The organism is Thermoproteus sp. CP80, from assembly GCF_002077075.2.
Taxonomy (GTDB): domain Archaea; phylum Thermoproteota; class Thermoprotei; order Thermoproteales; family Thermoproteaceae; genus Thermoproteus.
Window position 1 is genome coordinate 1 of the sequence record NZ_LCWM02000075.1, and the last position, 517, is coordinate 517.

Below are 517 nucleotides of genomic sequence, written 5' to 3' on the forward strand. Positions count from 1 at the left end.
GGTTTTTATGGTTGTGGGGTTTGGCCGTATATGTGGCTGTTCATCACGGGCCAGGACTGGCTCATAATACTGATCGCCGTGGTCATCCTCCTCATATGGGGCCCCTCAAAGCTCCCCGCCCTGGCCAGGGGCCTCGGGCAGGCCCTGCACGAGTTCAGAAGGGCCTCCCAAGGCCTGGCCGCAGGCGAGGACGAGGACTACAGGAAGCTGCTGGAGGTGGCCAAGAACCTAGGCATAAACACAGAGGGCAAAACCAAGGAGCAGATACTGGAGGAAGTAAACCGCAAGGTCGCCGAGATGAACAAGAAGATAGCGCTAGGCTGACTTCCTAATTCCAACCAGCTCCTTCAAGGCCTTGGCGACGGGCGCAAGCCGCCGGTTCCCCTCGGCCAGATCGTCCAACACGTGCGCCGCCATCGAGTAGAGACCGGCCTCTAGATAGGTCCTCAGCTCGCTCCACAGGAAGTCCGCGGAGCCCGTGGCTAGATACCTGGCGAGCGGCGGATCCCACTCTAGC

1 protein-coding gene and 1 pseudogene are annotated in these 517 nt (G+C 60.5%); one reads left to right on the top strand and one right to left on the bottom strand.

Annotation, left to right across the window (positions count from 1 at the left end):
• On the top strand, positions 1-324 hold a 324-nt coding region (locus B7L68_RS08440; RefSeq protein WP_369907405.1), incomplete at its 5' end, for a twin-arginine translocase TatA/TatE family subunit.
• Here B7L68_RS08440 and B7L68_RS08445 read toward each other — a convergent pair.
• Positions 316-517, bottom strand: a pseudogene (locus B7L68_RS08445) (molybdopterin-guanine dinucleotide biosynthesis protein MobA); the annotation flags it as partial. The gene B7L68_RS08440 and the pseudogene B7L68_RS08445 sit on opposite strands and share 9 nt — an antisense overlap.